This window comes from Trichococcus sp. ES5 (assembly GCF_900067165.1).
GTDB lineage: Bacteria > Bacillota > Bacilli > Lactobacillales > Aerococcaceae > Trichococcus > Trichococcus flocculiformis.
Window position 1 is genome coordinate 111124 of sequence record NZ_FJND01000002.1, and the last position, 26120, is coordinate 137243.

Genomic DNA, 26120 nt, shown 5'->3' on the forward strand with positions numbered 1-26120 from the left:
TGCTTGAGCGGCAGGCTCTTGTTTCCTTACGTTGTATTCAAATCAAAAATAATGATTTGAGGACCGTTATAATCACAACCAAGCTAAACATTGACAAGACGGTAGTGAAAACGACGATTTGGCTCGCCAAATCCGGGTCCCCGCCCATTTGTTGCGCCATCGTGTAGCTGGATACAGCAGTCGGTCCGCCTAACAACGTCATCATCGGCACCAGATTTTCTCGGGTCAATCCGTAGAGGACAGCCAGCGTCAGACCAATTATCGGGATTAAAACCAACTTGAAGAATACCGTCAATGCCAGTTGGATGCGTGCATTCTTCAAGGCATCAAAGCGGAAAGTACCGCCCATGACAATCAGTGCTAACGGTGTAACCAGCCCTTTGATGCCGCTCAGCGTATCATCGAGGAATACAGGGAACCGGATGCCGGTAAGACTGATCAAAATTCCTGCAAGCGTACCGATGAACATCGGGTTCTTAAGGATGTCCAGAATAATCTGCGCTGGTTGGATTTTATGGTCCGAATAGATGGAAAGTGCCACGACCGACAGAACATTATTTAAGGGAACGATGACTGCAATCAGTATCGATGTCATCCCCAACTGGCTTTCCGACAACAGCGAAGTGGCAATCGGCAAACCGAACAGGACAAAATTGGAGCGGAATGTCCCTTGCAGCATCACTCCGCGTTTAGTATTGTCCTTTTCGATGCGCGGAATGAGCACTGCAAAGAGGAAGAAGATGCTCAACGTGAGGCCTACAGCGAAGAGAAGCACGTCCACTCTGAAGGTGCTTCTGACATCGGCTTCGTAAACATTCATAAGAAGATTGATCGGCAAAAAGAATCGAAAAATAGCATTATTCAATTTTTGATAGGTAGTGCCATCCAATAGTTTTGCCCGCAATAATCCCTGCCCGATCAACATGAACAACAATAAAGGCATTACTGCATTCACTGCAATGGAAAAATTCTCCAATAAAACATCTCCTTTACGTGCAAGTAGAATTAACGATACGCAGCCCTTTTGAGTAATGAAAGGCTGAATCAAACAACACTATCAGTGTACCATACACAGTTGGAGAAGACATACTGATCGCTTATCCATGGACTTTCGATTCAATATCTGCGCGTTATTCTTTGCTCTCAACCCTCTTAAAGCGCTATACTTGAGTAAAGCAGAGAACAGGGGTGGTCAAGATGATTTATGAATTCAGGATTGCTGTCCGCGATATCGGCGTGCCTATATGGCGGGATATCCAAGTGAACAGCGATGAGACTTTCTATGATTTCAACAGTATCATCCAAGCCGCATTCAGTTGGAGCGGGTTTTTCGAACACCGTTTTGAAGTCACGCGCTCCGGAGGTACCGATCTCCTTCCCATCATCATCGAAGAGACACCATTGGATACTCTGGAAGATTACACGGACGACAGCGACTTCAGGGGATATTCCGATGAAGAACGTGAAGATGTGAATGAAATCGAAGAAAATGACTACGATTATTACGATGAAAACGACAGCGCGGAAAATGAGTACCAGACGCTGCAGAAATTTTTCACTGATATCGATGATGCTGCGACCTACATCTATTTCACAGATGCCGTGATAGAAGTGGATATCCAACTCACGGAGATGGTTGTTCCTCAAGAAGATTGCCGCTATCCGATTTGCGTAGCCGCGAAAAATGCCAGTCCTGACGAAATGGAGGACCGCCCCACGATTCTGCAGAATCGGGATAAGTTGAAACTGACAGACTCACAAGATTTGATTCGTTTGATCAACTTCGCATTATCTCAATTGGGGGACTCGGATATTTTCGACACGGAATATGAAAACTTTGGGTCAGAATATGCGTTCGATACAAGCTGGGATGATGTGTTGCCTGATGAGACGGAAGATTCTCCGCCAAATTTCTGATTCCTCTTTTACATTACGCAGCGTACCGCTCATTTAGCAGCGGTATGTTTTTTTGTGCCTCCTGACCGAGTACCCTCACTTTTGCTTGCTTCGGTCCTCATTTTTTGTCATATGTTGGAACAGGTCATACTTTCTTAATAAAATAATCGTCATTCCGAAACAAATGCATCATAAATCTGTGTTATGATATCTTTTGACTGCTCCTGAATCGCAAAAAAAAGCGTTATTCCGCAATTTTTTCAGAGCAAATAGACATACAAGGGGGATTAGGCATGACCTACCCAGTCATCATCGTTTTTCTACTTATCCTGACATTCATTCATATTATGAGACAACGCAACGGCAAGGAGTCCAGATTTCCATTTACGTCAGTGCTTCTCGGTATACTCTTTGGATACCTGCAGCAGGCTACTGCTATCGGCAGCATAGTCGGCATTACGGACCTTGGTTTTTACCTTTCGTTCGCATTTTTAGGCCTGGCCACTCTACAAGTTCTGTTTGGAAAAAGTAAGCAAAAACGCGAAGCAAGTGCCCGAATCCGTAGCGGCGTATCCGGCTTGATATTGGGGACCGGGTTCCTCTATCTGCACACCCAAACAGCCAGCGATCAACTCATAGTTGCCAGAACAGGCATTTCCGACTTGACGCTCTACGTAGCCATCGCTTGCTACGCACTGGCATTCCTCTCCTTTTCGGCCAACTTGAATAAATTGCTGAAGAAGCATGGCACCCATTTCAGAAATGGTATACTCGGCGTCTTCTTTGGCACATTTTTCCTTTTCCTCGATACGCAAACGATGGCTAGCGATTTTTTGACGAACATCACGGGAGTACGCAATCTGCTCGTGTATGCCGCACTCATCAGTTATGCGATTGCTGTCTTCAGTATGCTTATGGAGGGCAACAAGCGCTTGAAACTGGCCAGCGGCAACACCAAACGGGCGATCCTTTGCGCAGGCTTGGGCGCACTATTGAGATACATCCATCTCCGGACAACTTTGGATGATCTCTTAGGCGTATCCGGCTGGATAGGCGCTCTCTCGTTCGGTCTCTTTATTGCAGCCGCAGTTTTTCTGGCGTTGGACCTGTTCAAATCGGGTAAGCTCAAAACCAAGAAGCGCTCTGCTGTAAAGTCGACCAAAAAAACGAAACCTAACTTTACAGAGGAACAGCCGGTTCCTGTAGAAAATCTGGATGCAAGCGGGCTCTCACGGTCTGAATACAGGCGCAAACAAAACTTGTAAGCCTTCCGAATCGCTTATATTTTAAATAAAAAAGCAGTGGACTCTCATCATCTGAGAGCCCGCTGCTTTTTTCAATCTTCGTCCTTGATGTCAGGATCTTCCGGCAAAGGCGTGTTTAAATAGGCCTCCAATTCGTGTTTGTACTTTTCCCTTTGTTCAATAAAAAAATTGAACTGATCGCGATTCAGTAATATTTCATCATCCACCTCGATTATGCGGACTTGCCGTCCGCGGATCAAGCGATGGATTTCACTGATCGGAACTTCCAGATAATCGGCAGTTTCTTGAATATTCAGATACATAATAACACCCTTCATAAAACTCATTTTATTCATTGTACACCAAGTATAGAAATTTCGGAGGGAAATCTCTGATTCATCAACGCAGGCGATTGATGTCGGGATTGAAGTAGTTCTTTCGCTTGACCCAGACAGGACCGTCCCTCTTCGTGATCAAAAGCACATCGATTGGTCCAACGACCGTTTCCATCGCAAAGGAGATTTTCCCTTTGAAAGAGGTGATGTTGACCAATGTTTCAGCTATCAAAGCAAGTTCTTCCTTCGGCATCGAATCGATCGTCATCAACACGGGGGTCAAATGCCGTTCCTGTTTCATGTTGTCGAAGGCATTCAGGCCTGATTCGATCAGCGTCGCCTTCAGTTTGTTGATTTCCGGAGCATCACTTTCCTTCAACAACTTTTTCTCGGTCAGTTCCGAAATGAGTTTTTCGAGTGTAGCGCGGAGCAATTCCCCGAGATCGACCTCCAGATCAGGCGCTATGCCGTTTATGACCGTATGGACCATATCCTGTTGCGCAAATGGAACTATGGCCGAGGAACATCTGTCTTCGACGAAATCATTCAGCACGATTTGGCGCACAGTCAGCCGTTTTTTGATTACTCTATCGACGACGCCGGAAATGTCGTACTGATAGATGCTGGGGAACAGCTCATCGAGGCCGAAACCGGCGATCACCAGTCCGGAGTGGGTGTCGGGATAATAACTGTCGCTGTAAACATAATTCCGCACAAGCTTATAAAGATCCGACTTAAATTTGTCATAGTGGTTTAAGCCCAAGAACACCGTATCGAAAAGCTCCTTAAAAACCTCGTCCAGTTTCTCACCGTAACGATCGGAGAAAACTTTGATCGGCGCCTTTTTGGTGATGCTCTTCATTTTTTCGCTTTCTTTCAGCAAGGCGGGAATCTTTTCCTCGACAGCTTTTTGGTAATCCGCCAGAGTGAAAGCACCGGGTGACGGTACATAAGTTGTATTCTCCAAAATATTGCTGACATTCTCCGCATAACCGATGATGAGCACCTCGGTAAAAATTGAGGAGTAGATCTCATCCACATTCTCGAGATAATTGAAGAATTCTGTGCAGTAATCCCAGACAGTATCCAATGGCCGGGCACCTATTTTTTGATGAAAACCTGTCACGATGATTTCCCATGGAATCCCCATGAATTGTACATTCCCGAACATCATGATACCGATCGAATGGCTCGGGCCGAGCGAAAAAATCTTATTGCCGGAATTGAATATTTTCATTTGTTCGCTGTTCCCCATCGTCAGAGCGGAATCAGCCGCCAGCACCAATCCGTTCGCGTTCAATATCCCTACTTCTGCCGTCATGACGGTTCCTCGCTTCCTTTTGTAAACCCATTCCCGAAAAGCGTTTTCTTTCCTTCATTATAGCCTTCCTCGGGCCTTTTCTCAAAACATTAGGATGCCTGCCTGAGGGCAGCAAAAAAAGCCAGTCGCTACTATTGGGCAGCGACTGGTCCGGATTGATGCTAGTCAGTGAAAGAGTCCAAGCGTGCGTAGGACTGATAACGGTCTTTTGCAGCCAGGAGGCTCTCATCAAAGATAGCCTGTACATGCTCGGCATCATATTGGTTGTATAAGGAAGAGTAGCGAACCTCTTCCATCAGGAAATCCTGGAAACGTTCAAACTGCGGTTCCTTAGAATCCAACTTGAAGGGGTTTTTTCCTTTCAGTTTGTTTTCCGGGTGGAAGCGGTAAAGATGCCAATAGCCAACTTCCACTGCATCTTTTTCGTGCTCTTGCGATACGGTCAACCCGCACTTGATGCCGTGGCTGATGCATGGGGAATAAGCGATGACGATGGAAGGCCCATCATATGCCTCCGCCTCGGAGATGACTTTCAGCGTGTGTCTAGGGTTTGCGCCCATCGCGATCTGGGCGACATAGACATACCCGTAATTCATCATCATCATGCCCAAGTCCTTCTTGCGGACCGGTTTGCCGCCGGAAGCAAACTCTGCGATGGCACCCAGGTTAGACGATTTCGAAACCTGTCCGCCTGTGTTGGAATAGACTTCGGTATCCAGCACGAGGATATTCACATCTTCCCCGCTTGCGAGAACATGGTCGATTCCGCCGAAGCCGATATCATAGGCCCAGCCATCGCCGCCGATCATCCAGGTGGAACGCTTCATCAGATAGTCCTTATAGTCCGTCAGTTCATTGACCAATTGGCGTATCTCCGGATCCGTTGTGTCCGCAGTTTCCAAAGCTTGGATGTAGGCTTCAGCTAATTTGCGGGCGCCATTTTTGTCATTGAATCCTTCAACCCAAGCCGTTGCAGCTGATCTGAGCGAATCAGCTATCTGTAAGTTCAAAAGTTTCCCTGTCAATTCAAGTGTGCGTAGGCGCAGCTGTTTTGTCGCATGGTGCATCCCCAAGCCGAATTCCGCATTATCTTCCAAAAGGGAATTTGCCCATGATGGTCCGCAGCCTGCTTCATTTGTCGTATACGGGGTGGAAGGTGCCGAGCCGCCGTAGATGGATGAGCAGCCTGTCGCATTCGCGATCTGCATACGATCGCCAACCACTTGGGTGACCAGTTTGATGTATGGTGTTTCGCCGCAGCCAGCGCAGGCACCTGAAAACTCGAACAACGGTTTTTCGAATTGGCTGCCTTTCACCGTGTTGATGCCGACAGGATTTTCCTTGTGCGGCAGACGGATCATGTAATCCCAGTTATTGTTTTCCTCCAGATGGTCCTCACGGTTTTTCATCTCGATCGCTTTTTTGCGGGCGGGACAGGTCAGGACGCAGATACCGCAGCCCGTGCAATCGGCAGCGGAAACTTGGATCCGGTATTTATAGTCTTTGTACGGGCGCATCCCGTCCAGGAATTCCATACCTTCAGGGGCATTAGCTGCCTCGTCTTCTGTGGCCAGGAACGGCCGGATGGCGGCATGCGGACAAACAAAGGAGCATTGATTGCACTGGATGCATTCCTCAGGGTTCCAGATCGGTATCTGTACCGCGATTTCGCGTTTCTCGTATTTCGTTGTCCCCTGCGGGAAAGTACCGTCAGCGCGGTCCACAAAGGCGCTGACCGGCAATTGGTCGCCTTCCATCCGTTCCATCATGCTGGCGATGTTGCGGACAAAATCCGGGTGGTCATTCAATACTTCCGGCTCATCCTGCGCATCCTTCCAGCTATCAGGGATGCTGATTTTTTGGACAGCTTCCATACCGGCATCGATCGCTTTCTCGTTCATGGAAATGATGGCTTCGCCTTTGTGCCCGTATGATTTGCGGGCCGCTTCCTTCATGTACTGCATTGCCTCTTCAGCAGGTATGACCGGCAGGATTTTGAAGAAGGCTGCTTGACAGATCGTATTGATCCGCCCGCCCAGACCGATTTGTTTGGCAAGATTGATGGCGTCGATCGTATAGAAGGCAATCTCATTTTGTGCGATATACCGCTTCATCTTGGCAGGCAAACGCATTTCGAGATCCTCGGCACGCCAATTGGTGTTCAGCAGGAAAGCGCCGCCCGGCTTCAGGTTCTTCAGCATGTCGTATTTTTTGACGTAAGCATGGTTGTGGCAAGCCACGAAGTCAGCCTTTTCGATCAGATACGGTTCATGGATAGGCTCCTTGCCGAAGCGCAGATCGGAAATGGTTACCCCGCCCGATTTTTTCGAATCGTAGGAAAAATAGGCTTGGACATGCATATCGGTATGATCCCCGATTATTTTGATCGAATTTTTGTTGGCCCCGACAGTCCCGTCGGAACCGAATCCCCAGAACTGCGCCTCGAAAGTGCCTTCCTGACGAACGTCGATCTGTTCATCGATCGCAAGCGACAGGTGGGTGACGTCATCATTGATGCCGATCGTGAAGGGATGCTTCGGTTGCTCTTTCTTTAGGTTTTTATAGACTGCGAACAGCTGCTCCGGTGTTGTGTCCTTCGACCCCAAGCCATAGCGGCCGCCGATGATCATCGGACGGTCAAGTTGATTGCTGAAGGCAGCCACGACATCCAAAAAGAGCGGTTCGCCTATGGAGCCGGCTTCTTTCGTGCGGTCGAGTACTGCAATCCGTTTTACGGTATCCGGCAAAGCCTTCAAAAAGTGTCCGACGCTGAATGGACGGTAAAGATGCACATTCAGGACACCCACTTTTTCCCCTAAGCGATTCAGGTAATCAGCCGTCTCGCAGGCTGTTTCATACACGGAGCCCATGCAGATGATGACCCGATCGGCATCCACGGCACCGTAATAATTGAACAGGCGGTAGTCGCGGCCTGTCAATTGGTTCATCTTTTCCATATAACCTTCCACAATTTCCGGAACGGCATCGTAATATCTGTTTGCCGCTTCCTTGGTTTGGAAAAAGACGTCAGGATTCTGAGCCGTTCCCCGCAGTGTCGGGTGGTTCGGGCTGAGGCTGCGGTTACGGAATGCCTTCAAGGCATCCTGATCCAGCATTCCCGCGAGGTCGTCATACGATTGGACCTCGATTTTTTGGATTTCATGCGAAGTCCTGAAGCCGTCAAAGAAATGCAGGAACGGCACGCGCCCTTTGATTGCCGCCAAATGGGCGACTGCGGCCAAGTCCGTCGTTTCCTGTACGCTCGAGGATGCCAACATAGCATAGCCTGTCTGTCTGCAGGCCATCACGTCCGAGTGGTCGCCGAAGATGGAAAGCGCATGGCCCCCGACCGCACGAGCGGCAACATGGATGACAGATGGTAACAATTGTCCGGCCATTTTATAGAGGTCGGGTATCATCAACAACAAACCTTGCGATGATGTGTAGGAACACGCCAAGGCGCCCGCTTGTAGCGCTCCGTGAACAGTTCCGGCTGCTCCTGCCTCGGATTGCATTTGGGTCACTTTCACGGTTTGGCCAAAGATGTTCTTGCGGCCCTCCTGCGCCCAATGATCGACAGCATCCGCCATCGGTGAAGAGGGTGTAATGGGATAAATCCCCGACATTTCAGTAAAAGCGTAAGATGTATAGGCTGCAGCCATATTTCCGTCGACAGTCATATACATTTTCTCGTTGGACATAAAGGATTCCTTCTCTCAAATTGTATAATTCACATATAGGTGATAAAGCAACTATTTTTTAGGCCATATCCTTCAGAATGGCATCAGCTGATGCATTTGCATGCTTTCATTATAGCAAAATAGTAAGTGCTCCGGTACACAAAGAAAGGCATTTATTCCCGAATTACCAAAACTTTAAGTATTCTTTATGCATTTATTATCTATATCGATTGGTATAATCCATGAAAATCTTTCATTCCGAAACCGGCGGAGTGAGGATAGGCAATTGCCTTCTGATGGATGCAACGCGCTCGAGATCCAGCGACACGATTGCGATGTCTTCCTCAAAACCAAGTTGAGCCAGCACGCTTCCCCATGGATCAGCCACAAGCGAATGGCCGTAAGCATGGTAACTGAAATCGAGATCGCGGGCGGGACTGACCCCCACCATGAACAGCTGATTGTCGACTGCGCGCGCCCGGAACAGCAATTCCCAATGCGCAGGGCCGGTCGTCATATTGAACGCCCCGGGAACAATGCAGACAAGGGCTCCTTGTTTTTGGAGCAGCTCCCAGTCGCTTTGGAATCGGACGTCAAAACAGATGCCCAAGCCGAACAGGCCGAATTCGGTCTCAAACACACCCATTCCGTCCCCAGGGGTCAACGTATCGGATTCTCTGAAAACTTGCCCGCCCTCGACCTGGATATCGAATAAATGGTTTTTGCTGTAGTCGTGGATTTCGTTGCCTTGGCGATCGAAAGTATAACTTGTGTTGTAAATTTTATTATCCCTGATTTGCGGAATCGATCCGCCTACCACATATATAGCGTGTTCTTTCGCCATACCCGCGAGCCTAATGTAGGTTTCCCCGCCTTTCGGTTCTGCGTACTCTCGGAAATAGGCGTTATCATAAGGACAATTGAACATTTCCGGGAGCACCGCCATATCCGCTCCCCCTTGCGCCGCTTTTTTGACCAATTCTTCTGCACGTTTTAGGTTCGTTTCCTTATCCGCTGTGACCATCATCTGAAGTAAGGCTATTTTCATCCCCATCACCGTCCTATTCATTTTCCTTAGTATAACGTTTTACGGACTTAGTGTCACAAAAAAGCAGAGAAGGCTAAATGGCCTGTCTCTGCTTTTCGATTTCTATGAACTACGACCTGGGTGCCAATCAAAATGCTGGATCAGCATCAGTCTTCTTCATATTCACTGGCGTTATCATCCATATGCTGGCTGCTTGCAATTTGAGCAGCTTCGATGCTTTGGTTGTATTTTTCCAGCTTCTGCTGGACTTTATGGAAGACGCTGCCTTGTGTGTATGTTCCATCCGGTTCGCGTTTTCCGCAATTCATTCCGGTCAATAGCTCGATCCCTTCCGCAACGGTCTTGACGGAATATATGTGGAATTTGGCAGCTTCCACAGCCGCGATGATTTCCTCCTTCAGCATGAGATCGTCCACGTTCTGATTCGGAATGATGACCCCCTGTTCTCCGTTCAAGCCTTTAGCCTCGCATAGATCGAAAAAGCTTTCGATTTTTTCGGTGGCGCCGCCGATCGGTTGGATTTCACCCTTCTGGTTGATGGATCCCGTGACAGCCAGATTCTGCTTCAGCGGAACATCAGCAAGGCTGGACAGGAGCGCATAAAGTTCGGCACTGGAGGCACTGTCTCCGTCGACACCTCCGTAATTCTGTTCAAAAGTCAATTGGGCGCTTACTGCCAGCGGTTTTTCCTGCGCAAACTGACCGCCCAGAAAGCCTGCCAGCGTCAATACCCCTTTTGAATGGCTGCTGCCGCTCATTTTGGTTTCGCGCTCGATGTTGGTCACGCCGTTCGAACCGACATAGGTACGGGCCGTGATTCGCGTCGGATGGCCGAAAGCGTATTCTTCTGTCTGTATGACCGAGAGGCCGTTCACTTGGCCTATGACCGAATCTTCTACATCGATCATGATCTTGTTCTTCAATAACATTTCCTGGAATTTTTCTTCAATCATATTGGCCCTGTATTTCCTCTCAGCCAATGCTTTTTGCACGTGCACATCGGAAACGATCGTTGCACCTTCGTATTTCGCGATGGCGCTGGATTCATGTACAATCTCAGTGATTTCGTTGAATTGAGTGGACAATTTGGCCTGATTACCGGCAAGACGTGATCCGTATTCGATTATTTTTCCTAAGCCGGTACGGTCAAAATGGAGGATTCCAGTTTCTTCGCAGATTGAGCTGATGAAAGAGACATATTTCCTGATATTCTCTTCGTTGCGTTCCATGCTGATATCGAAATCGACTTTTACTTTGAACAGTTTCCTGAAATCTTCATCATAGGTCAGTACTTTGTAGAATATCGGGCTCCCGATCAAAATGATTTTGACGTTCAAGGGAATCGTTTCCGGTTTCAGCGTCAAGGTCGGCACGTAGCGGTATTGTTCGCCGATATTCTCGATCAATGCTTGCTGATGCTTCAGAACCTTTTTCAGGGCATCCCACATGAACGGATCGAACAGCACATCTTTTGCCTGAAGCACCAGATAACCGCCGTTGGCCTGATGGATGGCGCCTGCTTTCACCATCGTGAAGTCCGTAGTCGTGTACATGAATTGGTTTTTGTATTCTATTTTCCCGAAGATATTGTAATAGTTCGTAAAAGGTTCGATGATCGCTGGGGCGCCTTTGCTGTTTTCATTGTTCACAAAGAGATTGACTTTGTATTTTATGAACGGGTCACCGTCGCTTTCCGGCAGCTGGAAAGGATTTTGCGCTTGCGGTGCATCGGCCAACCGGAAGATGATGTTGTTTTCGGTGATGTCCGTCAAAACTTTATCGAGATAATCCAAGATTTTTTCTGAATAAGCGTACTTTTCTTTTAATCTGGCGATGGGAGGCTCTGTCGCAAATCGGGTTATTTGCCTGTCCAATTCCTTTAGCTGCTTATCAGCCTCTTTTTCTAGTGCGCGGGAACCGCGGATGATCTCATCCAGCCTCTTTTCAAGCTTGTAGGTATTTTCATCAATGATTTTGCGTTCTTCTGCCGAAAGAGCTTTGTATTCTTCTGGTGAAAGCTGCTTGCCGTCCCTGATCGGGATCAAGGCCACGCGTCCAGGAGCTTGCCTGACGATGAATCCCGCTTTGAGAGCTTCCTGTTCGATACTCCGAAAAATAGAATCAACCTTTTCCTGGACCACTTGGATGATGGTGCCTTTCTGTTGATCATAATCACTGCTCTCGAACGTTTTCGGAATTAGGCTGCGCATATCCTCTACGAACTCGGTCATGTCATTGCGGAATATTTTGCCTTGCCCTGCAGGCAGAGACACCGCAATCGGTTTGTCCCGATCGGTAAAATTGTAGATATAGCACCAATCATCGGGCGTATTGCCTTTCTCGGCCAAACGGGACACCACGGTCTGGACATAGGTGCTCTTTCCTGTTCCCGGTGGTCCGGAAACAAAGATATTGTAGCCGGGCACTGCCATTCCCAACCCGAAGTCCATCGATTTCACGGCCCGATCCTGACCGATGATGCCCTGCAAGGGAGGGACATCCCTGGATGATTCGCAAAAATTCAGTTCACCGGTATGCAGATAACTCCAACGCAGCTTCTCGACCGGAATACGGTATTTTTCTTCAAGCGACATGCAAAGGACTCCTTTACTGTTGAATTGCGCGTTTTTTGCCGGCGTAACGTATCTCCGGACACCGGAAAGTAAGCGCCGTCATATCTCAACTCTATTGTATAACAATTTTGCCGAGATGTGGAATTTTTTCTAATTTTTATTCAGTTATGAGCACGGGCCATTATTAAGCAAAATCATCATTATCCACTTTTCAGTTATGGATTGCTGCGCTATACTGATGCAATAGAATGGAGGTACCCCTTGCATGCGTTTTACTTTTGACACCAAATTTTTAGCTTTATCCCTATGGATGGCCGTTATTTTTTTCTTGTCCCACCAAAATGGCCATGATTCGTCCGAAACCAGCGGAATCTTATTGGAATTGCTGAAATTATTTGGGATTGGCCCCGGCAGTTCCGTTCAGGGTGTACTCAGTTACTTAGTGCGTAAGGCAGGCCATTTCACCGAATATTTGATTTTGGCTATCCTGTTTTTGCGTACTCGGAAAGAGCGGGGATCATCGGGAAGATCAGCTTTGTATGCGTTGCTGTTCGTATTTTTGTACGCCTCCTCGGACGAGTTCCATCAATCCTTCATTCCGGGAAGAGGTCCTGCATTTACCGATGTATTGATCGATACCGCGGGAGGATTGACCGGCATCATCCTTTTTGAATGGAAGCAGAGCATGCCGGAAAGGCAAAATCGGATCTTCTGCAAAAAATAAACAGGCATCCATCTATTTGATGGTGCCTGTTTTAAAATTATGGAAAAGCCCAGTCGCTGACCTAATCGACGGCATCTTTGGGCTCGTTGAAGACATAGACGTTCAGATCGACTGAATCGTCATCCACGCTTTTTGCCATGATGTGCAGCCCTTCGCAAATCAATTCATTGTCTTTGAAGAGGGGCGTTACCCGATAGCGGACTGTTGTGCCAGATTGGATCGCTTCACTGACAATGTATTCCGAGGCGAAATACATGGCCGGATAGTTCGCGTTGCGGTACAACGTCACCAGATTGCGCCAGTCCTCACCGCTTCCTCCTAGCACATCCGCCAGCAAATGCCCGCGGTTCAGCTGTTTTGGATTCGAATCATTCTGATTGCTTTTCGACCAGCCAGTCGGCAGGATGCTGCTGTTTGCATCGGTTCCCGTCTGGTACATTTCCGGCGTGATCATGGCGTTCATTGTGGTGACGCGGTTCAGCTCATCCAAATCGCCGTAACGGATCCAGCCTTCCCCTTCAAAGCGCAATTCTGAATCATCAAAGGTGCTCTTCCCACCGTTTATTTCGAGGAAGTCCGGGCCAGTATATTGAGGCGCATCATCCGTGGACAGGATTACTGCAGTTGTGGTTGTGCCGTCCTGGTTTGAAGTCGGATCGACTCCTTCATGTATCTCAATCCAGGTAAGGATGAGAAACCAGGCAAACAGCAAAAGCAGCCTCAACAGTTTGTGCTTGCCTGAAGTTTTTCTTTTTGCCATTTTTTCCCCCACAGATAATATTTGAAAGCATTCCTTCATTCTATCAGTCAACCATTGGGAGTGCAAACAGATTTCTGTCAATAATCGAACCCGTTTTCTTTGTCTGAGCAGATTGTATTTTTGAGAACAAAAAAACTCTTCTCAAATTACAAGAAGAGTCGGTAAGGCAAAATTATTCAGTTACTGGCTCATTTTTGACACTCGCCCGGATATCGAATTTCCCTATCGGATCCGGCCCACGCATGACTTCCCGTTTGATTTGGAGCAGGCCATCCTCGTTCACCCGCGTTTTCCATCTGACCAATTGGATCTGGCCACCGGTAATCTCGATGGCGGTTATGTTTGTCGGATAAATGCAGCACCCCGAATTGAAGTAAGGCAAATCTTTAGTCTTCGGATATTTGAAACGGTGCGTATGGCCGCAGATCAGCATTTTTTCATGCTTCTGGATCCACTTCACATAGTTTTTTTCGATTTTATGCCGTTTGTTCATATTTTTTACAGGGCTTGTCGGGCTTTTGACGCCGAATGCATGCAGGAACCGCCAAAAGTACTTCAAGGAAAGCATCGTAGGGTACCACAGTTGATCGTTGGGCAGATCGCCTTGCATGCCGTGGATGACGAATATTTCCTGTTTCGTCTTCCGGTCCTTCAAAACCAAGGCTTCGATTGGTCGGATTCCGGGGAGGAAATCGTAGAAGAACTCGGTATATTCATCATAGTTCCGGAAGTAATTTTGTTCCACATACCATTGGCTTTTCAGGTAGATATTGTGGTTCCCGTAAATCATGATCAGACGTTTTTCGTCATAAAAACGTTTCAGGATAGCGAATACCTCAGGATGGGCATTTTTGATGTGCTTGAACTCGTGGTGTTCCCACAGTTCATCGCCATCCCCGTTTTCAACGTATATGAACTCATTTTTGTAATAGTATTCCAAAGCATACAAAAAAATGTTTTTGTTCCGTGCGAATTCATCCGAAAGGCTTCCATCGCCTCTGTGACAATCGCTCAAAAAAACATAATTGGATGTTTCGTCGATGTATTCGACCCTGGCTTTTTCGTAGGCTTCCGTCAGTCGTTTATCCGTAAACATGCACTTCACCTCATCTCACTGAATCCGTTACTTATATTATAGTTATCCAAGACCGGAAGCGCCACTATTTAGAGTGTTAAGGAACAAGGAGTGCACTGAAATATTTTATCCGGTTCTGCAACTCAGTTTGGTTCGGAGTGTCTTTTTGATGCTCTCGACAGAAGCGGCACGATGCCCAACAGGACCATACCGAATCCGACGATGTAAAAATAAAGGAGATAGACTGAATCAGTGCCGGCTATTTCCAGAACGCCCTTCAGGAAACTGCCAACCGTGAGAGTAGCGATCCCTGAATGGTAGAGGTTGGAAAAGCTGCGCAATCGCTCTGCATCTTCAATATCAACCTTTGCGCGGTTCACGAGATAAATGAGCAGCCCTCCTGCCAATGGGAATAAGAACATCCAAGTCATTGCCGGCGATGTGACGCCGTGCCCAAACAACCTATAAATCTTTTCGAGGACGACCATCGCAACGGTCGCTATGAGATAGGTGATGCCCGTTTTTTGCGGTGCAGAAGACTTGTTATTCATATCCAATATAGACAATGTCGCTCACTTCCCTTTCCCCTGTGCTGTTGCCGCTTGTCGGATTATTGATGATTTCGCCGTTGAAATAGAGTGTCGACGAACCACCGCCATCCAAGTTATAGGCCGTGACAGCCCCTCTGTTTTGCATTTCTTCCGCCAATTGCAGCAGAGAAAAGCCTTCGCTTTCATCGGTCCGGCCATCCGACACGATGATGATGTAGTGCAACGGCGAAATTTGGCCGATGGCGGTCCGCGGATTGCTGGTCATCGATTGGGATACTTCACTTGAAGCATCCACGCTGATTTCACCATCTTCGATCAATGCGGGGCCAAAAGAAATGATTTGCGCAATGCTTGATGTGTCCAGGGAAGACAGACTCGTTTCATTTTCGGAAATGATCGAGAAGTCGCCCTCGTCATCGATGACCAACGCCTCCACATCTTCGGTTTCCCTTGCCGTATCACGGTAAAGTGTTCCATTCCTGAGGACATAACCCGCATCCCGGAAACCATAAAAATCGCCGTTGATCGCCAAAATCGCATCATGGCTGGCAGCGATGCTTGAAGTGACAGCTTTTATGTTCCTGCCGTAAGTGTCCTGTGCCAAAGCGGTTTTCAGAAAGGTAGCATCGGAAACTTGGATATCCACCGCATAATAGGTTGTATTGTTGCTCCGTCCTGTTTCGATGGATATTTGGATATTCTCATCTTCGTAGGAAGATTCGGTGACGATGGCTTCGGTGATCGTTTGTTCACTTACGGATTCGGATACATCCGCCTCCGTCTCCTCATTGCTTGTGCTGGTCGTTGTCTCTGTAGCGGATACCGCAGACAGAGACTTTGGGATGACAAAGGCATCCAATAAGACGAATGCAGTTGCTGCACTCAACAGGCTCGAGTAGATGAGAGCCCAACGATAAGGCTTCGAAAAAAATTGTTTCATAAAATGGTATGTCCTTTCTTGACCGTATTGAATACGTATTTTTTTTGGATAACGTAACTGGAAAAAAAGAGCGATCCATCAATGAATGCTTTTACAAGCAACAACGGAATCGGCAAGTCGCTCAAAAGCTCCACCAGCAGTCCGCTCAAAAACAACTGTGTGATGAAGAGAGCGCCATATTTGATTCCTTGGCTTCCCAATGACCGTTCATTTTGGAATACCCAATGCTTATTCAGCATAAAATTCACAGCTCCGGAGATGCATCTGGCCAACAGGGTCGCAAGGCCTATTTTTGCTGTCTTGGATGGGAACAGGTGGGTGCTGAACAATCCGAACAAAGAGAGGTCCACCAGTGCTGACAGCGCTGAAGACAGACTGTATTTCAGGATATTCCAATAGATGCGGACCGAGTCCTTGATCGGGTCGAAATGCGAGGCGCGGTTATTCTCGATGTAGATGGTCTCTATCAGCACTTGCCTAAAAGGGATTTTGTTTTCCGCAAATGTCATGAGCATATTCATCTCATATTCATATCTTTCCCCTGTCAGACCGAGGCACAGATCAGCGTACTGCATCGGAACGCCCCGCAGTCCGGTCTGGGTATCTTGGCAACGGTTGCCTGTTGCGGCGCGGAAAATCGAAGAAGTCATTTTGTTGCCGAAGCGGCTGCGGAAGGGAATGCCCTGCTCCTTGAAATTCCGTACGCCCAACACCAGTGCCTGCGGATTTCCGCCCAGCGCGCCGGCGATTTCCCCGATGTTTGCGACCGCGTGTTGCCCATCTGCATCCGCCGTCACAAAACCAGTGCTGTCCGGATACTTGTCCAAAAGAAATCTGATGCCCGTCTTCAAGGCCCGTCCTTTTCCGCAATTGCTGGGATGCGTGCAGACATCGCATGCGTATTTGCTTTTCAAAAGTTCGAAAATTGCTGCATATTCCGCACCGCTGCCATCGTCCACCACGATAGTGTGCAGATCCTTTTTCTGTAGCTCTTCAACCAATAAAATCAACTTTTCGTCAGGGTTAAGAGCTGGAATGATTACGACTGGATTCATATTGACGCCTCCTAATTTTTCAGTCCGGCCAACCGTTGCTCCTTTTCTGGTGCTGATTCCATTTTAAAAGAACGCACCCACTGAATTCCTCGAAATCCATACGAATAGTTGCGGAAAAAAAGTAGCGAAACATACACAAATAAAAGCCCTCACCAAGTTTGGAGCAAAAAAAGTGCCTCAACCACAGGAACCGCTCCTGCTGTGGTTGGGGCACTATCATTATTCGGTATATTGCTTAATTCTGAAACACTGGGGTGGAAAGGTATCTTTCGCCGTTATCCGGTGCGATCGTCACTACTGACTTGCCTGCACCAAGTTGGCCGGCCAAAGCTATTGCTCCTGCCACTGCCGCACCGCTGGAGATGCCCACAAGAATGCCTTCTTCTTTGGCAAGTCTGCGCGTCATTTCGAAAGCTTCTTCACTTGAGATCTGGAACACGCCATCGAATACCGCTGTGTCCAATACCTGCGGAATGAAGCCGGTACCGATGCCCTGAATCTTATGCGGTCCTTTTTGGCCACCGCTCAACACTGCGGATTCGGAAGGTTCAAGCGCATAAATGCCGACATCCGGATTCGCTTTTCGTAAGGCTCTCCCTACCCCTGTGATCGTACCGCCTGTTCCGACAGCCGATAAGAAAGCATCGGGGCCGACGCCGTCGAATGCCTCAATGATTTCCGGACCGGTTGTTGTTTCATGGATAGCCGGATTGGCTGGGTTTTCGAACTGCAGAGGCAGAAAATGGCCTGGTTGAGCCGCAATTTCTCTGGCTTTTGCGATAGCTGTAGGCATCCCCTCAGCCCCGGGAGTCAACACAAGTTCGGCGCCATAAGCCGAAAGCAACAGACGCCTCTCGATGCTCATCGTATCCGGCATCACAAAGATGGCTTTATAACCTTTCGCTGCCGCCAACATAGCCAAACCCACGCCTGTATTGCCGCTGGTCGGTTCAACGATTGTGTCGCCCGGCTTCAAGATTCCCTCTTCTTCCGCTGTCGCGATCATGTTCAAGGCGATGCGATCCTTGATGCTGCCGCCGACATTGAACGCCTCCAATTTTACATAGACATCGGCGAATCCTTCCGGTACGACTTTATTTAATTTAATGATTGGTGTTTCCCCAATCAATTCTGCTACCGATGATACGATTTTAACCATAGTAATTCCCCCAGTAAGTTTAATATGTACGACAGTATGTGCCAAAATTCGAGAACGACTTTACTTCTCGGACCTTGAGTGATGATACTAGCTTAACACGCGAATGTTGCTGTGAAAATCAGACATAAACGAACAATGGTGATCGGTTATTCCGAACACCCTTGCTTAACAAGCGTATCACCTTATTATTCGTGCCCCATCAATTTATCTATTGCTGCCTTCGCTTGCTTGTAGCGCGCGTAGTAACTGAATTCGTCCTTGTCGCCGTCCCCTTTCGCGTCAAGCAAGACAACTTTATCCAGATTGCCGCTTTTTGCGATTTCCTCAAGCATCATATCATGGATGGTCCTCAAAAAGACGTTCTCTGAAAATTCCATATTGCGGTAACCGTCGTCGACATATTTCAAAGTCGGTGGTACAACCAAGATCAGGTCCCATAATTGTCTAGCAATAAAGGCATTGGCCGATTGCTCGAAAATTGCGTATTCATCTTGAGTGATGGCATAATCATCGTCCTTAGCGCCAAGACGTGCATAGACTTTTGTTACCATCACGTCTGTATCCAAGATTGCCATCCCTTGGCTAGCTGGATCGGCGATTGTATCCCGGTTCAGCTGGAACTGTCCCGTGACTAACCGCTGATAGTCCATGCCATCCAATTCGAAGTCATTCACATTCGACTCTTCTTGATACTGGCGTGAATATTCAAAACTGAAAGGGCAGGAATACAATTTCGCCAAATCCTTGACCAATGTCGTTTTCCCCCCGCTCGGAGCACCCAAAACCAGTATTTTTTTTGTGAACGCCCTGCGGAAAGGCAAAGCGATGGCATTAAAATAGCGCAAGGCATCGTTTCGGATATTCAGACCGGTTATAGGGTACAGGCTGGTATCAACCAGATGGACCTCGTCGCCGGATTCTCTTTCTAACGCATCCGCCTGCAGCGTTTTACCGGTATACCAGATTTTTTCCGCATCGCTGTACTGTAATGAATCAGCTATCTTGAGCTTGATGACTTGCAACCAAGACTTCCACGCGCTTTCTTTTTGCGGAATACGTTGACCGGCTGCCATCACCACATAAATCTGGTTATCATCCGCAAATAATTCGCGCATATATCGGAATCTCCTGTATACATCCAGACCGAAAGGCTCGCCGAAATCACCATCTTCACCACACACGATCACGACGCAACCGTCATTCTCTTTCTTGGCTTTCAGGATGACTTCCAAATGGCCGATATGGCAAGGTGCGAACGCCCCGAAAACGATACCGATCCGGCTGCCGCTTAATTTGTCTTTGTACAGATTCCCCATCTCAATTCTCCCTTCTGAAGAACGTATTCTCTAGGATACTAATCTTACCTCTTACCTACATTCTACAACTTCTTCGACGCAGCGTATAGCACGAAGGTCCTATCCAAACCATACAATCAGGAACAAGGCGGATTCCCCAAAAAACTTTCAGGACTAATATTACCTGTGTGGTTCTTTTTTGCGTCCGGAAATCTGTTTCCCCGCTGGCGTTCCTTGTGGCCGCGAGCCCCAATACACCCTACTTCAGGCCACGTCTCAGTGCATAGATATATTGCACGATCGGATGCTTCATTCTCACTGATTGTTCCATGTCCATGATTCGTTTCTTGCCGACGCGCCTATCCACTAAGGCCAAGCAATTCAACAGAATGTCTTTGCTTGCGAGACTGTCTTCGATGGGTTGGCTCAAAAATACATCAGCGGTTTTGTTGAAATCGGTTTTGCTTAAGGCCACTTGGGCGGCCATCGTTCCCTTCGCATAGGCCAACAGTTTGCGATCGCTCGCGATTACTGCCAACCGTTCTTCAGGTACTTTTCCGCCGGTTTCTTTCCTGATTTGTTCAATTTCGGCTTCGCTGAGCGGAATCATGACTGCAGGATCATTCTTGATGTCCTGTTCCGACAGGTACCACCTTATTCCTGTCGTTCCGTCCTTCATGTTGAAGATTTTTTTATTGTCTACGGCTATGCGACACTGGCCGTTTTTTTCGGGTGAATAGCGGTAGCTGGTGGATAGGTACTCCACTCTGCCCACCAACACAGGCGCGAGGAAGTTCTCCAACTGCGGCTTCATTTTACTCCAAATCATAATATCCTCCATCAGCAGCTTCAGTGCTGTCCATTTAGTCTACTTTACATTATGTCCAAAAATGTCATGGTCGGTCAATCTTTTTTTACTAGCGAACAGGGCTGAATGCTCACAGCACTAAAATCAACCTCTAAACGATTATAACTAACTGGCAGACTCTGATTCTATTTACACAACTGACCTCTGGGTAGTTAAATATGGGATTTATGCCATGTTCTTGACCACAAAGCAAAAAAACAGCCACAACGATCGCACGGATCATTGTGGCTGCCTTATTTGCACAAATATGAAATCTATTTTTTTTCGTCCTCGTGCATCTTGCGGATCAATTCATCAATCTTGCTTCCGTAAGCCACTGATTCATCTCGTTTAAAGATCAATTCCGGTGTCTTGTAGAGGGTCAGACGCGTTCCAAGTTCCTTGCGGATGAGGCCAGTCGCCTTATCCAAACCTTGTTGCGTTTTTTCGCGATCGCTGGCAAGTTCCGACAAAGTGCTGTAATAGATGGTTGCTTGCTGCAAGTCTCCGGTGATTTCCACATCGGTGATGTTCACATTTGCAACACGTGGATCTTTTACACGCTTAGCCAGGATATCATTGACTTCCCGTTGTATTTCTTGTTTGATTCTTCCTGCTCTGAAATTAGCCATTTCGGTTCACCTCTCACTAGTTAGTTCGATTGCTGTAGAGCATTATTTCTTGATTTCAACCATATGATACGCTTCGATGACATCATCGATGCGGATATCGTTGTAATCTTCGATCATCACACCACATTCGAAGCCTTTTTTAACTTCTTTGGCATCATCCTTGAATCGCTTCAAGCTGGCAAGTTTGCCGTCAAAAATGACGATGTTGTCACGGATGATACGGATGCTGCTGTTTCTGCCGATGTAGCCATCGGTTACGAAAGCTCCACCGATTGTGCCGACTTTAGAAACTTTATAGGTCTCACGGATAAGCGCTTGACCGGTTACTTGCTCTTCGAATTCAGGATCCAGCATCCCTTTCATCGCTGTTTCGATTTCATCGATGGCATTGTAGATAATACGGTGCAGACGGATATCCACATTTTCGCTTTCTGCTTGGATCTTCGCTTGAGGAGTCGGACGAACGTTGAATCCGATCATGATTGCGTTACTGGCTGCTGCCAAAGTAACATCACTCTCGTTGATCGCTCCAGCTGCGGAGTGAACGATTTTGACGCGGACACCCTCAACCTCGATTTTTTGCAAGCTTGCTGCCAAGGCCTCAACTGAACCCTGTACGTCAGCTTTGATGATGACATTGACTTCCTTCAGTTCTCCGTCTTTCAAGCTGGAGAACAAGTTATCCAAGGTCACGCGGTTTTGTGTTGAACGTTGTTCCATAAGGGCACGTTTCGCACGTTCTTCACCTGCTTGACGCGCAGTCTTCTCGTCTTCAAAGACGACAAAGTGATCACCGGCTTGCGGTGCTGCGTTCAAACCTGTAATTTCGACAGGCATTGCAGGTCCAGCCGTTTTTACACGTCTGCCTTGATCGTTGGTCATTACGCGGACACGACCATGCGTATTACCGACTACGATCGGATCGCCGATCTTCAAAGTACCTGATTGCACCAAAACGGTAGCGATCGGGCCTTTGGATTTATCCAAACGGGCTTCGATGACGGAACCGATCGCTAAACGATTCGGATTAGCTTTCAATTCCTGGACTTCAGCGACCAACAGAATCATTTCCAACAATTCATCGATACCTTGTCCGAACTTAGCCGAGATGTTGACGAAAATCGTTTCGCCGCCCCAAGCTTCCGGAACCAAACCTTGATCAGATAACTCCTGCATCACGCGATCTGGATTTGCTGTCGGTTTATCGATTTTATTGACTGCCACAATGATAGGAACATCTGCCGCTTTTGCATGGTTGATGGCTTCGATAGTTTGCGGCATCACACCGTCGTCAGCTGCGACAACGATGATCGTGATGTCTGTGACATCCGCTCCGCGGGCACGCATTGTCGTAAAGGCAGCATGTCCAGGTGTATCCAAGAAAGTGATCGGTTTTCCGTCGATTTTGACCTGGTAAGCGCCGATATGCTGCGTGATTCCGCCTGCTTCGGTTTGAATTACGTTCGTGTTGCGCAGTGAGTCCAAAAGCGTCGTTTTACCGTGATCGACGTGACCCATGATTGTGACAACAGGTGGTCTTGAAACTAATTCTTCCGGATTCTCTTCCATTTCGAAATAGCTGTTCAAATCGGAAATATCCTGCACGATTTTTTCTTCAGCTTCGATGCCATAATCGGCAGCCAACAATTCCAAAGCGTCTTTTCCTAGTGCTTGGTTTTGTGTAACCATGATGCCCATCAGGAATAACTTTTTGATGATTTCAGCTGGTTCACGGTGCAACTTTTTGGCAACTTCCATTACATTCATGCCATCTGTATAGACGAAAGTTTCCGGTAACTCGCGGAATTTGCGTGGAGGTACTGCCGGTCCTTGCTTCGTTGTGCCTTTTTTGAACTTCGAGCGTTTGTTTTTGTTGTAGGGATTGTTGCCTCTCCCTTGATTTCCTTGGCTGCGCGGATTGGAACCGCCGGAATTTTGACCGTATGATGGACGGTTTGATTTGGCTGGCGCATTGGTAGTGGTATTCGTGTTTGCAGTTTTCTGCACTGGTTTGTCATTTGATTTGTTTGGCGAAACAGAGTCAACTCGATTCATTTTAGTATTTGGACGATTTTGTCCAGCTTGGCTTGTGGCTTGCGCCGGCCGTTTTGCATTTTTGTCTGTAGAAGTTTTTGCATGTCCTTTATTTTCGGAACCGTTGTTTTGATTCGAAGAAGGATTCGATGGTTTATTTTTCATGTCTGTGTTTTTCCTCAGTTCACTCTTATCAGTAGTTTTATGTATTTTTGTTGCAGGCGCCTTTTTGTTTTCTGCTGGTTGCTTTTTCTGTGTCGCATTGGATTGCTGTGCACTCGGCTTGGCAACCTGATTTCCAGCAGTGGAAGAGATGGATTGGTTCAACTTTTTGATGTCTCCGTCTTCCATGGTTGACATATGGCTATGATAATCGATCCCCAATTGTTTTGCTTTATCCAACACCGTTTTGCTTGATACCTTGTGTTCTTTTGCATATTCGTAGACACGTTTTTTTTCCATGTCATCACCTTCCTTATCTCATTACTTTGTTCCTTTCAGCCGCATGAAACTTTTGGCGAATCCTCTATCAGTCAAGGCGCAAATGGAACGGGACTTGCCTATTGCTTGACTGATTTGTTCCGAAGTGAAATGCACCAGGAACGGGACTTCATAGTAGCGGCATTTGTTTTCTAATTTTTCTTTGGTGTTAGTGCTGCAGTCTGTCGCACAAAGCACAAAGACTGCTTCATTTTTTTGGATGGACTTGATGGTCATTTCTTCACCTGTAATCAACTTGCCGGCGCGCAATGACAAACCCAGCAAATTCAACATCTTGTCTTCAGGTGTCATAGCAGGCTCCTTGCTTTTTGGTGTTCGACATAATCGAACAGCTCCTGATAGAACGCATCACTGATCGCGATCTCAAGGTGTTTTTCCAAAATATGCTGTTTCCAGGCCTTCTGTACCAATGCAGGTTCCATAGAGACATAGGCTCCTCGGCCATTCATGCGGCCTGTGGGATCGATGGCTATTTCACCTGCTTGATTTTTTACGATGCGGACTAATTCTTTTTTTGGCTTCATCTCATTGGAGACGACGCATTTCCGCATCGGAATTTTTCTTGTCTTCATAAACTTTCACCTCACTGATTAGTCTTGAAGGTCCTTTGTTAATTCATCATAGCTTTCTTCCGGATCTGTCTCGACTTCCGATATCAATTGCTCGACATCTTCAGGATCAAGGATTTTTTCATCATCTTCGTATTCTTCCGTGTAATCTGTATCTTCCGTTGGGACAGCAATGTCATCAGCAACTTCCTCTGCCGTGAAAATTTTGTCCAAGCCAGCGAAAGAATGAAGCGTGTCAGCATCGTCTTCATCGGATGCAACTTTTTGGGCACCGGATTCCATCAATAACTTATTATACTCCGTTTCGGACTTAATATCGATTTTATAGCCTGTCAATTTAGCCGCTAAGCGTGCATTTTGACCTTTCTTACCGATTGCCAGTGATAGTTGATAATCAGGAACGATCACTGTGCAACTGCCGTCTGCTTGATGGAAATCAACGTTCACGACTTGTGCCGGATTCAACGCATTTCCGATGTAGATCGATGGATCTTCGTTCCACTCAACGATATCCATGTTCTCTCCGCGCAATTCGTTTACGATCGCTTGGACACGCTGGCCTCTTGGTCCTACGCAGGTGCCGACAGGGTCGACGTTTTTATCGCGGGAGCGCACGGCTACTTTTGACCGGTCTCCGGCTTCACGGGCGATCGAGACGATTTCGACTACGCCATCGAAGATTTCCGGAACTTCTTGTTCGAACAAGCGCTTCAGCAAGTCGGGATGGCTACGGCTGACAAAAACCTGTGGCCCTTTTGAAGTGTTCTCGACTTTTGTGACGTAAACTTTGATGCGGTCATGCGGCTGGAACGTTTCATTCGGTATTTGTTCCTGCTTGGATAATACTGCTTCAATTTTTCCAAGGCTCACATAAATATAGCGGCTATCCATTCTTTCGACGACACCCGTCAAAATATCATTTTCATAAGCGATGAATTGATTGTAGACGATGCTGCGCTCCGCCTCACGGATGCGTTGCATGATGACTTGTTTGGCTGTTTGAGCGGCAATCCGCCCAAAATCTTTCGGAGTAACCTCAAAACGGATCTTATCGCCTAGTTCGTAAGCTTTGTTGATCTGCAGAGCATCCTCCAAACTTACTTCCAAAGTCGAATCGAACACCATATCCACTACTTCTTTAACTGCGTAAACATGGATGTCCCCTTTTTTAGTATCAAATTCCACTTCAACGTTTTGGGCTTGTCCGTAATTGCGTTTGTAAGCAGACACAAGCGCAGCTTCCAACGCACTGATGACAATCTCTTTTGAAATACCTTTGTCTTTTTCCAACACTTCAAGAGCACTTAACATTTCTTTGCTCATATTACTCGTTCACTCCTATCTCAAAAAATGATTAAAATTGGATAGCCAATCTTGCGTTTGCGATCTGTTTTCTTTCGATTTCGATATCTTTTGTTCTGGTTTTGATTCTGATCGTCAATACAACGGAGTCATCGTTTACTTCCTTCAACGTTCCTTCATAGAATTTCTCGCCATCTATTGCTTGGTAGAAGGACAGATGCACGTATTTGCCGATAGCATTCTGCATATCTGCTTCCGTCTTCAATGGACGTTCTGCACCTGGCGAGGACACCTCCAGGAAATATGCCTGAGGGATCGGATCTGGATCAATAGCGTCCAGTGCTTCACTGACTTTTTCGCTGATCAATGCACACTCTTCAATATCGATGCCGCCTGGCTTATCTATATAAATTCTGAGAAACCAGTTTTTCCCTTCCTTCAAAAACTCCATATCCACTAATTCTAAATTCTGTTCATCAACTATTGGTTGAACCACTACACGAACTTCATCTACTACACGACTCACAGAAATCCTCCTTTATCAATCCTACACCACTGTCAAACATTGGCTGACTGCGT

Annotated in this window: 23 protein-coding genes; 3 read left to right on the forward strand and 20 right to left on the reverse strand. The window is 47.2% G+C overall.

Going from position 1 to position 26120, the window contains the following annotated elements:
• Positions 1-37: 37 nt before the first annotated feature.
• On the reverse strand, positions 38-976 hold the full coding sequence (locus TES5_RS02740; protein WP_068559553.1) for an AEC family transporter: 939 nt from the start codon (positions 974-976) through the stop codon (positions 38-40).
• A 221-nt stretch (positions 977-1197) separates the two neighbouring features.
• On the opposite strand from TES5_RS02740, the gene TES5_RS02745 reads away from it, so the two are divergent.
• On the forward strand, positions 1198-1917 hold the full coding sequence (locus TES5_RS02745; protein ID WP_068559554.1) for an IS1096 element passenger TnpR family protein: 720 nt from the start codon (positions 1198-1200) through the stop codon (positions 1915-1917).
• 272 nt (positions 1918-2189) lie between these two features.
• The gene (locus TES5_RS02750) at positions 2190-3161 is read left to right on the forward strand and encodes a hypothetical protein (RefSeq protein ID WP_068559556.1); all 972 of its coding nucleotides are present in this window, start codon (positions 2190-2192) and stop codon (positions 3159-3161) included.
• A gap of 71 nt (positions 3162-3232) precedes the next feature.
• Here the strand turns inward: TES5_RS02750 and TES5_RS02755 are convergent, their stop codons facing one another.
• The 5 genes from TES5_RS02755 to TES5_RS02775 all read right to left on the reverse strand — a co-directional run bounded on the left by TES5_RS02755 (position 3233) and on the right by TES5_RS02775 (position 12118).
• Entirely contained in the window at positions 3233-3463 is a 231-nt protein-coding gene (locus TES5_RS02755) for a hypothetical protein (protein WP_068559558.1), read from the reverse strand.
• Positions 3464-3539: 76 nt separating this feature from the next.
• The gene (locus TES5_RS02760; protein ID WP_068559560.1) at positions 3540-4796 is read right to left on the reverse strand and encodes a hypothetical protein; all 1257 of its coding nucleotides are present in this window, start codon (positions 4794-4796) and stop codon (positions 3540-3542) included.
• Positions 4797-4957: 161 nt separating this feature from the next.
• On the reverse strand, positions 4958-8497 hold the full coding sequence (gene nifJ / locus TES5_RS02765) for a pyruvate:ferredoxin (flavodoxin) oxidoreductase (RefSeq protein ID WP_068559562.1): 3540 nt from the start codon (positions 8495-8497) through the stop codon (positions 4958-4960).
• A 232-nt stretch (positions 8498-8729) separates the two neighbouring features.
• Positions 8730-9524 (reverse strand): carbon-nitrogen hydrolase family protein, encoded by a 795-nt coding sequence (locus tag TES5_RS02770; RefSeq protein WP_198143287.1) that lies wholly within the window; start codon positions 9522-9524, stop codon positions 8730-8732.
• 146 nt (positions 9525-9670) lie between these two features.
• Positions 9671-12118 carry an AAA family ATPase gene (locus tag TES5_RS02775; RefSeq protein ID WP_068559566.1) on the reverse strand — a complete coding sequence of 816 codons (2448 nt, stop codon included), beginning with the start codon at positions 12116-12118 and terminating at the stop codon, positions 9671-9673.
• Positions 12119-12362: 244 nt separating this feature from the next.
• On the opposite strand from TES5_RS02775, the gene TES5_RS02780 reads away from it, so the two are divergent.
• Complete coding sequence (locus TES5_RS02780; RefSeq protein ID WP_068559568.1) at positions 12363-12821, forward strand: VanZ family protein; 459 nt, start codon at positions 12363-12365, stop codon at positions 12819-12821.
• Between the two features lie 61 nt (positions 12822-12882).
• Here TES5_RS02780 and TES5_RS02785 read toward each other — a convergent pair whose 3' ends face one another.
• The 14 genes from TES5_RS02785 to rimP all read right to left on the reverse strand — a co-directional run bounded on the left by TES5_RS02785 (position 12883) and on the right by rimP (position 26067).
• The gene (locus TES5_RS02785; RefSeq protein WP_068559570.1) at positions 12883-13581 is read right to left on the reverse strand and encodes a DNA/RNA non-specific endonuclease; all 699 of its coding nucleotides are present in this window, start codon (positions 13579-13581) and stop codon (positions 12883-12885) included.
• 172 nt (positions 13582-13753) lie between these two features.
• Positions 13754-14677 carry a metallophosphoesterase gene (locus TES5_RS02790; RefSeq protein ID WP_068559572.1) on the reverse strand — a complete coding sequence of 308 codons (924 nt, stop codon included), beginning with the start codon at positions 14675-14677 and terminating at the stop codon, positions 13754-13756.
• 122 nt (positions 14678-14799) lie between these two features.
• Positions 14800-15222 (reverse strand): hypothetical protein, encoded by a 423-nt coding sequence (locus tag TES5_RS02795; RefSeq protein WP_198143288.1) that lies wholly within the window; start codon positions 15220-15222, stop codon positions 14800-14802.
• Positions 15200-16147, reverse strand: coding sequence for a phosphodiester glycosidase family protein (locus tag TES5_RS02800; protein ID WP_068559577.1), 948 nt, complete (start codon positions 16145-16147; stop codon positions 15200-15202). The genes TES5_RS02795 and TES5_RS02800 overlap by 23 nt, the downstream gene beginning before the upstream one ends.
• Positions 16144-17202 (reverse strand): bifunctional glycosyltransferase family 2/GtrA family protein, encoded by a 1059-nt coding sequence (locus TES5_RS02805; protein WP_068559579.1) that lies wholly within the window; start codon positions 17200-17202, stop codon positions 16144-16146. The genes TES5_RS02800 and TES5_RS02805 overlap by 4 nt, the downstream gene beginning before the upstream one ends.
• 235 nt (positions 17203-17437) lie before the next feature.
• Complete coding sequence (gene cysK, locus TES5_RS02810; RefSeq protein ID WP_068559581.1) at positions 17438-18361, reverse strand: cysteine synthase A; 924 nt, start codon at positions 18359-18361, stop codon at positions 17438-17440.
• A gap of 185 nt (positions 18362-18546) precedes the next feature.
• Complete coding sequence (locus tag TES5_RS02815) at positions 18547-19677, reverse strand: AAA family ATPase (protein ID WP_068559583.1); 1131 nt, start codon at positions 19675-19677, stop codon at positions 18547-18549.
• A gap of 238 nt (positions 19678-19915) precedes the next feature.
• A complete protein-coding gene (locus TES5_RS02820) occupies positions 19916-20485 on the reverse strand; it encodes an SF0329 family protein (protein ID WP_068559585.1) in 570 nt (189 codons plus the stop codon).
• Positions 20486-20778: 293 nt separating this feature from the next.
• Positions 20779-21135: a 30S ribosome-binding factor RbfA gene (gene rbfA, locus TES5_RS02825; RefSeq protein ID WP_068559587.1), complete on the reverse strand. Its 357-nt coding sequence runs from the start codon at positions 21133-21135 to the stop codon at positions 20779-20781.
• A 42-nt stretch (positions 21136-21177) separates the two neighbouring features.
• Positions 21178-23631 carry a translation initiation factor IF-2 gene (gene infB / locus TES5_RS02830; RefSeq protein ID WP_068559589.1) on the reverse strand — a complete coding sequence of 818 codons (2454 nt, stop codon included), beginning with the start codon at positions 23629-23631 and terminating at the stop codon, positions 21178-21180.
• 21 nt (positions 23632-23652) lie between these two features.
• Entirely contained in the window at positions 23653-23961 is a 309-nt protein-coding gene (locus TES5_RS02835; RefSeq protein ID WP_068559591.1) for a L7Ae/L30e/S12e/Gadd45 family ribosomal protein, read from the reverse strand.
• Positions 23958-24242 carry an RNase P modulator RnpM gene (gene rnpM / locus TES5_RS02840; RefSeq protein WP_068559593.1) on the reverse strand — a complete coding sequence of 95 codons (285 nt, stop codon included), beginning with the start codon at positions 24240-24242 and terminating at the stop codon, positions 23958-23960. The genes TES5_RS02835 and rnpM overlap by 4 nt, the downstream gene beginning before the upstream one ends.
• An 18-nt stretch (positions 24243-24260) precedes the next feature.
• The gene (nusA, locus tag TES5_RS02845) at positions 24261-25562 is read right to left on the reverse strand and encodes a transcription termination factor NusA (protein ID WP_068559595.1); all 1302 of its coding nucleotides are present in this window, start codon (positions 25560-25562) and stop codon (positions 24261-24263) included.
• A gap of 31 nt (positions 25563-25593) precedes the next feature.
• Positions 25594-26067 carry a ribosome maturation factor RimP gene (gene rimP, locus TES5_RS02850; protein ID WP_068559597.1) on the reverse strand — a complete coding sequence of 158 codons (474 nt, stop codon included), beginning with the start codon at positions 26065-26067 and terminating at the stop codon, positions 25594-25596.
• Positions 26068-26120 lie beyond the last annotated feature (53 nt).